At 70.1% G+C, this 7,173-nt stretch carries 11 protein-coding genes; 8 read left to right on the top strand and 3 right to left on the bottom strand.

Translation table 11 applies throughout. The annotated features are described in order from the left end of the window. A partial coding sequence (locus ACFE8Y_RS09415) for a GTP-binding protein (protein WP_375464124.1) occupies nucleotides 1–325 on the bottom strand: 325 nt, incomplete at its 3' end. A gap of 149 nt (nucleotides 326–474) precedes the next feature. On the opposite strand from ACFE8Y_RS09415, the gene ACFE8Y_RS09410 reads away from it, so the two are divergent. Then, nucleotides 475–702: a hypothetical protein gene (locus ACFE8Y_RS09410; protein ID WP_375464121.1), complete on the top strand. Its 228-nt coding sequence runs from the start codon at nucleotides 475–477 to the stop codon at nucleotides 700–702. 115 nt (nucleotides 703–817) lie between these two features. Here ACFE8Y_RS09410 and ACFE8Y_RS09405 read toward each other — a convergent pair whose 3' ends face one another. After that, nucleotides 818–1,018 (bottom strand): hypothetical protein, encoded by a 201-nt coding sequence (locus ACFE8Y_RS09405; RefSeq protein WP_375464120.1) that lies wholly within the window; start codon nucleotides 1,016–1,018, stop codon nucleotides 818–820. Nucleotides 1,019–1,148: 130 nt separating this feature from the next. After that, on the bottom strand, nucleotides 1,149–1,946 hold the full coding sequence (locus ACFE8Y_RS09400) for a HugZ family protein (protein WP_375464119.1): 798 nt from the start codon (nucleotides 1,944–1,946) through the stop codon (nucleotides 1,149–1,151). A gap of 280 nt (nucleotides 1,947–2,226) precedes the next feature. Between ACFE8Y_RS09400 and ACFE8Y_RS09395 the strand changes: the two genes are divergently transcribed. The 7 genes from ACFE8Y_RS09395 (at nucleotide 2,227) to ACFE8Y_RS09365 (ending at nucleotide 7,129) form a co-directional block, all read left to right on the top strand. Further along, complete coding sequence (locus ACFE8Y_RS09395; protein WP_147728688.1) at nucleotides 2,227–2,937, top strand: response regulator transcription factor; 711 nt, start codon at nucleotides 2,227–2,229, stop codon at nucleotides 2,935–2,937. 45 nt (nucleotides 2,938–2,982) lie between these two features. Then, a complete protein-coding gene (locus ACFE8Y_RS09390) occupies nucleotides 2,983–4,749 on the top strand; it encodes a stimulus-sensing domain-containing protein (protein WP_375464118.1) in 1,767 nt (588 codons plus the stop codon). Between the two features lie 91 nt (nucleotides 4,750–4,840). Beyond that, a complete protein-coding gene (locus ACFE8Y_RS09385) occupies nucleotides 4,841–5,368 on the top strand; it encodes an HPr kinase/phosphorylase (RefSeq protein ID WP_375464117.1) in 528 nt (175 codons plus the stop codon). A 122-nt stretch (nucleotides 5,369–5,490) separates the two neighbouring features. Next, nucleotides 5,491–5,892, top strand: a complete 402-nt coding sequence (locus ACFE8Y_RS09380; RefSeq protein ID WP_375464116.1) for a PTS sugar transporter subunit IIA — start codon at nucleotides 5,491–5,493, stop codon at nucleotides 5,890–5,892. A 115-nt stretch (nucleotides 5,893–6,007) separates the two neighbouring features. Next, entirely contained in the window at nucleotides 6,008–6,325 is a 318-nt protein-coding gene (locus ACFE8Y_RS09375) for an HPr family phosphocarrier protein (RefSeq protein ID WP_375464115.1), read from the top strand. Nucleotides 6,326–6,593: 268 nt separating this feature from the next. Then, nucleotides 6,594–6,791, top strand: coding sequence for a DUF4926 domain-containing protein (locus ACFE8Y_RS09370; protein WP_375464114.1), 198 nt, complete (start codon nucleotides 6,594–6,596; stop codon nucleotides 6,789–6,791). Next, nucleotides 6,788–7,129 carry a DUF6883 domain-containing protein gene (locus ACFE8Y_RS09365; RefSeq protein ID WP_375464113.1) on the top strand — a complete coding sequence of 114 codons (342 nt, stop codon included), beginning with the start codon at nucleotides 6,788–6,790 and terminating at the stop codon, nucleotides 7,127–7,129. Before ACFE8Y_RS09370 ends, ACFE8Y_RS09365 begins: the two co-directional genes overlap by 4 nt. Nucleotides 7,130–7,173 lie beyond the last annotated feature (44 nt).

Genomic DNA, 7,173 nt, shown 5'->3' with positions numbered 1-7,173 from the left:
CCTTGATGGTGATGCCGCGCTCCTTCTCGATGTCCATCGAGTCGAGCATCTGCTCGCTCATGTCGCGCAGCGCCACCGTGCCGGTGGTCTGGATCAGCCGGTCGGCCAGCGTCGACTTGCCGTGATCGATGTGCGCGACGATCGAGAAGTTGCGGATGTTGTCGATGGCCGAGGTCGTCATCGCTGCGGATCTCCGGCGCAGGCTCGCCGGCCCGTGAGGCCTTGGTTGCGCGCCGTCTGACTGTGAGGAAGCGGGTCGGTCGCCTGCGGGATAGCAGCCGGACGCGGGAGCGCCAAGCGCGGGCGGAGTCGCGGGCCGCGGCAGAGACCGGGGATTCGGCCGGGCCTCGGCCGCGGAACCGGCGCGAGCCTTGGGTTTCCAACCAAGCCTTCGGTTTCCAACCGATAAGCCCTATCTAAATCCGACCCCCTCCGCGCAATTCCGTGCCTTGGGCTACGAAGCGGAGGCCGAATATGGCTCGCACGCCACCGAACGGGCGCTCGCCCAGCATTTCCATGTCGGACTTCAACGCGCGGGTGAAGCGCGTGCTCGAAGGCAACGAGGAGGTGACGCGGGGCGCCCCGCGTGCGTCGCCCGGCTGGACGCGCCGACGCACGCGCCCAGCACTCAATCCGGCACCCAGTCAGGATCAAGCCGAGCCGGAGGCCGTCAAGGAGGAGGCGCCCGTAGAGGAGGCCTGACGGACGAAGCTCGCGCGCTCGGCAGGCATCAGGGACCAAGGCCCAGGTGCCTGCCGCCGTGCGTATTCAGCCCGCGGGTCTTGGCGGGTTCTCCTGAACCGTCCCGCGGCGGCGCTCAGCGACCCCGGTCACGGATCAGGCGCTCGATCTCCGCCTCCCCGTGCGAGCGGGCCTTGGCCTCGGTCGGGTGCTTTCGGTCGGAGCGCTGGTGCAGTTTCCCGTGCTTGCGGATGGTCCATTGGAATGGGCCGGCCGCATCGCTGACGGGACGCACGTCCAGGCTGAAGGGGTAGGTGTCGGTCTGAGTCTCGGTCATGACACCGATATGGCATGGGTGACCCCGGCTCGCCATACCGGTGCGAGCATCCGAGGGGCCGAAACCGGATCGAGACCTGCAGGATTCGGGTTTTTTCGTCCCGATCCGGCCCCGGAACGTCCCCTCCGCCTCAGGGCTGCGCCTCCGGCCCGCCTGCTCTGGCCTGCGCCGCCATGACGACGAGAACCTTGCGCAGGGCGCCCATGTCCCGCACCGGCTCCGGATAGGTGACGCGCGCCGTGCGATCCCCGGCCATCAGGTCCATGCCCTCCGGGTCGAGCCCGGTGAGGCGCCACGGGCCGGCGCCTTCCGAGGCCGCATAGAGCGCGAGCGCGTCGGCGTGGTCGGCGTTCATGTGCTCGATCGCGCCGCGCTCGCCCGAGACGAGCGCGGTTGCCTCGGCGAGGTCGAGCAGGAGTTCGTCGCGCGTCAGCGTGGCGGCCTTGGCGAAGCCCCCGTTCAGGTGGCCGGCCTCGGGCGTCAGCGCGAAGAAGCCGAAATCGGGGAAGTCGGCGTAGAGCTTCGCCTTCGGATGCCGGGCGAGGAAGCGCTCGCGCGCCCGCAACTCGGTGGTGCGCGCCGCGCGTCCGGCGACCGTGAGGCGGGGATGGGCCAGCGGATCGCCCTTGCCGCCGGCGGAGAACAGCAGCGAGCACCGCGGGTCGGCGATCAGGTTACGGGTGTGCGAGGAGAGCTGCGACAGCAGCATCAAGGGCGTGCCGTCGACGTCGGTGGCGATCGTGACGAGCGACGCGAACGGAGTCCCGTCCGCGTCGAGGGTGGCGAGCGCGCCGGAGCGGATACCCCGCAGGAGCCGGCGCGACAGGCCGATCGCGTCGAAGGGCGCCTGCGCCGCCGGCAGCGGACGGGCGGGGCCGCGCGGGCCCGCTGATTCGCCCGTGCCGTTCGTCCCGGATGTCTCGCTCATCGGCCCCGATGCTCCTGCGCAAAAACTTCGCCCGCGCCGGATCATAGGGCCAATGCGCGGGCGCGGACGAGGGCGCGGAACCGCGGCGCATTGGCCGAATACAGCCAAGCTATGACCGCCGCTCGCTTTTTTCGAGCGATCGGCTTAAAGAACCTGTCCTTCCGCGCGAAACGGACCCGGCCTTACGGCGCTGCGTTCGCGTCTTTGCCTGCTCCGACCGGGGCCGGCAGCGGGCAAGCGGGTCGATCCACGAGCCCGCACCGTCAGTCAAGGAATGCGCATGCCGACCATCGCCCTCGTCGACGACGACCGCAACATCCTCACCTCGGTGTCGATCGCCCTGGAGACCGAGGGCTACCGCATCCAGACCTACACCGACGGCGCCTCGGCGCTCGACGGCCTCAAGCACTCGCCGCCGGACCTCGCGATCTTCGACATCAAGATGCCGCGCATGGACGGGATGGAGCTTCTCAGGCGCCTGCGGCAGAAATCCGACCTTCCCGTGATCTTCCTGACCTCGAAGGACGAGGAGATCGACGAGTTGTTCGGCTTGAAGATGGGCGCGGACGACTTCATCCATAAGCCGTTCTCGCAGCGCCTGCTGGTCGAGCGGGTCAAGGCGGTGCTGCGCCGCTTCGCCCCCAAGGACGGCCCGGGGGCCGCCGCCCGCGAGGCGGACGCCGCCGCCCGCTCGCTCGAGCGGGGTTCCTTGATGATGGACCCGGAGCGCCACACCTGCACCTGGAAGGGCGAGCCGGTGACGCTGACGGTGACCGAGTTCCTGATCCTCCAGGCGCTGGCCCACCGCCCCGGCGTCGTGAAGAGCCGCAACGCCCTGATGGACGCGGCCTACGACGATCAGGTCTACGTCGACGACCGCACCATCGACAGCCACATCAAGCGGCTGCGCAAGAAGTTCAAGGTGACCGACACCGCCTTCGACATGATCGAGACGCTCTACGGCGTCGGCTACCGCTTCAAGGAGGGGTAGGCCCCCTCCCCCACACCTCGCCCAGCCCCGAGATGCCGGACCGCCGTGATAGCCCAGACCGATGAAGAGCCGCGCCGCGGGCCTCTTTCGTGGCCGCGCGCCTCGTGGGACGCGATTGGCCAGCGTGCCTCGTCGAGCCTGACGCGCCGCATCGTCGTCCTGAACCTCGTCGGGCTGATCGCGCTGCTCGTCGGCTTCCTCTACCTGAACCAGTTCCGGCAGGGGCTGATCCAGGCCCGCGTCCAGAGCCTCGCGATCCAGGGCGAGATCATCGCGGGCGCGATCGCCTCCTCGGCCTCCGTCGACACCGGCACGATCCGGATCGACCCCGACAAGCTGCTCCAGCAGCAGGCCGGCGAGGGCGGGACCGAGGAAGAATCCGCGCCGCTCGCTTTCTCCCTGAACCCGGAGCAGGTCGCGCCGCTGCTGCGCCGCCTCGTGACGCCCACCGGCAATCGGGCCCGGGTGTACGACCGCGAGGGCGGCCTGCTGTTCGACACGCGCTCGCTGTTCAGCCGCACGGAGGGCGCGCCCGGCGCGCCGCAGATGCGCAAGCGCTCCTTCCTCGAACGGGCCTTCGAGTTCGCCCAGTCCTGGACCTTCGGGCTGTTCGGCGACCGGGTGAGGCCGCAGGAGGAGGTCGGCCCGACCAACGGCCACTCCCTGCGCGAGGTCCAGACCGCCCTGAACGGGGGCCGCGACAGCCTCGTGCGCCGCAACGAGGTCGGCGACACCACAGTCTCGGTGGCCGTGCCGATCCAGCGCTCGGGCGCCGTGCGCGGCGCCCTGATGCTCTCGACGCAAGGGGACACGATCGACCGCGTCATCGCTTCTGAGCGCTTCGGCCTGTTCCAGGTCTTCATCGTGGCGGCCGTCATCATGGTGGTGCTGTCGATGCTGCTCGCCGGCGCCATCGCCGGGCCGGTGCGGCGGCTGGCGGAAGCCGCCGAGAAGGTCCGCACGGGCATCAAGACCCGCGAGGAGATCCCGGACTTCACCAGCCGCACCGACGAGATCGGCCATCTCTCCGGTGCGCTGCGGGACATGACGCAGGCGCTCTACCGACGCATCGACGCCATCGAAAGCTTCGCCGCCGACGTCAGCCACGAGTTGAAGAACCCGCTGACCTCGCTGCGCAGCGCCGTCGAGACCCTGCCGCTCGCCAAGACCGACGAGTCGCGCGGGCGCCTGATGGCGATCATCCAGCACGACGTGCGCCGCCTCGACCGGCTGATCAGCGACATCGCCGACGCCTCGCGCCTCGACGCCGAGCTCGCCCGCGCAGAGGCGCGCAAGGTCGACCTGAGGAGGCTCCTGACCACGGTGGTCTCGGTCGCCAACGAGCGCAAGCGCCCCCGGGATTGCCTGATCCAGCTCGACGTCGACGCGCCCGCGAGCGAACCGGACGCGCCGTTCGCGATCATCGGCCACGACAGCCGCCTGGGACAGGTGATCAACAACCTCCTCGACAACGCCCGCTCGTTCTCGCCGAGCGAGGCCAAGGTGCGCGTGGCGCTGCGGCGGGTGCGCGGCGAGATCGAGGTGATCTGCGAGGACGAGGGCCCCGGCATCCCCGAGCACGCGCTGGAGCGCATCTTCGAGCGCTTCTACACCGACCGGCCCGAGCAGGGCTTCGGGCAGAATTCCGGCCTCGGCCTCTCGATCTCGCGCCAGATCGTGCAGGCCCACCGCGGCTCGATCCGCGCCGAGAACCGCCCCGGGCCGGCCGACGAGGAGGGCGAGCCGACGGTCCGCGGCGCCCGCTTCGTCGTGCGCCTGCCGGCGGCGCCCCGGCAATTGTCGGCGGCGTGATCCTCCCGCGACCCGGGGTAGCGCCACCTGCGTGCCGCGGATCTGCTCCGCCGCACGGAAACGGGGACCCGCGTGCCGCGGCACGTGCGGCGTGAGCGCCGAGGCGGATCTGCGCGCGCGGCCCGACACGATGCAGGCCAGTTGCCACGCCACCTGCGTCGCGCTCGGCGAGGCCGGAGTGCTGATTCGCGGAGCGGCAGGCGCCGGCAAGTCCAGCCTCGCCCTCGCCCTGATCGAGCGGGCCGCGGGCCGGGGACGCTTTGCCGCCCTCGTCGGCGACGACCGGATTCGGCTGGCGTCCATGAACGGGCGCCTCGTCGCCCGGCCGCACCCGGCGCTTGCCGGACGCATTGAGATCCGCGGTCACGGCATCGTCGCGGTCGAGGCCGTGATTGCCTGCGTCGTGCGCCTCATCGTCGACTTGGTCGAGGCCGCGCCGCGCCTGCCGGAGGTGGCGATCCCGGAGGCGCACCTCCTCGGCCTCCGCCTGCCGCATCTCGTCGTCGACCGGGCGCTCCGCGACGCAGGGGCCGCGCCGATGCTCGTGCTCGCGGCCGCAGGCGTGTCTTCGCAGCCGCACACGCGGCTTCGCGTCGGCGACGCCCGTGCGTTCCCGTAGCGCGATGCCGACTTGCGTGGCATGATGACGACGGTTCGACCAAAACGTCGCGACCGTCTTGAGTCGGTGCGTGCGATGCACAAAATGGCGGCTTCGTTCCCAGGGCGTCGGAATACGCGTCGATGATCGGCATGGTGCTCGTCACTCACGGATTGCTCGCGACCGAGTTCAAGGCGGCGCTGGAGCACGTGGTCGGTCCCCAGGAACAGATCGAGACGATCACGATCGGACCTGAGGACGACATGGAATTGCGGCGCCGGGACATCATGTCCGCGGTCTGCCGCGTGAACACCGGCACCGGCGTCGTGGTGCTCACCGACATGTTCGGCGGCACGCCCTCGAACCTCGCCCTGTCCTGCATGAACGGGGGGGCCGTCGAGGTCGTTGCCGGGATCAACCTGCCGATGCTGATCAAGCTGGCGAGCGTGCGCGACGAGGAATCGCTGGGCGAGGCCGTGCTCCACGCGCAGGAGGCCGGCCGCAAGTACATCAACGTCGCCTCGCGGGTCCTGGCCGGCAAGTAGGCTTCCGTCCCGCCGCCGGACCCGCTACGCACGGTGGCGACGGCGCCGGGCTCCTACCCGCGCCCCCAACCGACGCGGACGATCGCGCGGGACGAACAGGGACGCGCGCCGGACGATGGACGACCTTGACGAGCCGGACGACGCGCCGCCGGTGCCGGAGGGCGGCCTCCTGCGGCGCCTGCCGATCATCAACCGGCGCGGCCTGCACGCGCGGGCGTCGGCAAAGTTCGTCCAGACCGTCGAGCGCTTCGACGCCGCCGTCACCGTCACCCGCGCAGGCGAGACCGTGGGCGGGCGCTCGATCATGGGCCTGCTGACGCTCGGCGCCGCGCAGGGCACCTCCGTCGCGGTCACGGCCGTCGGCGCGGACGCGCACGCCTGCCTCGCCGCGATCGAGGCGCTGCTCGCCGACCGCTTCGGCGAGGATGCGTAGAGCGGCCGGTTTGCCCTCCGGGCTGTTCTGCTCCCGGAAGTGCGGTTCGGGTCACCAAGGCTTGTCGGGTCACCAGAGCGCTTCCCGACGAAGTGCACACCGATTCGTCGTCAGGAAGCGCGTCAAGATAAGACCTTAGAGCCGTGCCCGATCCAACTTGGTCGGGCACGGCTCTAAGGCTTGCTAAAAGCGGCACACCACGTAGCCTGTGGGGATGTACGTTGAGACGGTCTACCTGCTGAGGCGCGACGAGCCGCGATCGGATTTCATGGAGCTCGATCGCGTCGCGTTGACGGCTGCGGTCCTCACTGACGGCGGGCATGCGATCCCGGCCGGCACGGAGGGAACCGTCGTCGGCGTGTGGCGGGACGGGGCGGCCTACGAAGTCGAGTTCGCGCATCCGGCAGGCGCGCTGGCGACCGTCGAGGCCGGCCACCTGCGCCGCGTGGAGTCATCTCAGCCTTGAGCCTGCCGCCCTGGCCGCTGGCGTGGAGCCTCAACCCGCGCAAGACGGTCGAGTATCTCTTGAACGCGCACCATGCCGAGGGTGGTCCGAAAGCGCGATTTTTCCTGCGGTTCGGCTTCACGCAGGAGGCACCCGATCATCTCGCCTACGAGCTTCTCAGCCACGCACGACCTGAGACTTATGCCGGCCAAGCGATCTCCCGGTTCGGCGACATGAAGTACCTCTTCGAGGGACCGATCCGCGCGCCCGATGGCCGGATGCCGCGAATACGGACGGTCTGGCGGATTGATGTGAACCGGACGGCGCATTTCGTGACGGCGGTTCCGATGACGGCATAGGCGTGATCGTGCGCCTCACGCCCCTGCCGCGTGCCGCCACGCCA

The sequence above is a fragment of the uncultured Methylobacterium sp. genome, assembly GCF_964242245.1.
In the GTDB taxonomy this organism is placed as follows: Bacteria; Pseudomonadota; Alphaproteobacteria; order Rhizobiales; family Beijerinckiaceae; genus Methylobacterium.
The sequence above is the reverse complement of the archived record's forward strand: the minus strand, read 5'-3'. Positions and strand labels throughout refer to the sequence as shown.

Excerpts from the sequence above, each read along its gene's own strand:
- ACFE8Y_RS09370 (WP_375464114.1), top strand. The coding sequence starts at position 6,594 with ATGGAGCTCGATCGCGTCGCGTTGACGGCTGCGGTCCTCACTGACGGC.
- ACFE8Y_RS09375 (WP_375464115.1), top strand. The coding sequence starts at position 6,008 with ATGGACGACCTTGACGAGCCGGACGACGCGCCGCCGGTGCCGGAGGGC.
- ACFE8Y_RS09395 (WP_147728688.1), top strand. The coding sequence starts at position 2,227 with ATGCCGACCATCGCCCTCGTCGACGACGACCGCAACATCCTCACCTCG.
- ACFE8Y_RS09400 (WP_375464119.1), bottom strand. The coding sequence starts at position 1,946 with ATGAGCGAGACATCCGGGACGAACGGCACGGGCGAATCAGCGGGCCCG.
- ACFE8Y_RS09405 (WP_375464120.1), bottom strand. The coding sequence starts at position 1,018 with ATGACCGAGACTCAGACCGACACCTACCCCTTCAGCCTGGACGTGCGT.
- ACFE8Y_RS09410 (WP_375464121.1), top strand. The coding sequence starts at position 475 with ATGGCTCGCACGCCACCGAACGGGCGCTCGCCCAGCATTTCCATGTCG.
- ACFE8Y_RS09380 (WP_375464116.1), top strand. The coding sequence starts at position 5,491 with ATGATCGGCATGGTGCTCGTCACTCACGGATTGCTCGCGACCGAGTTC.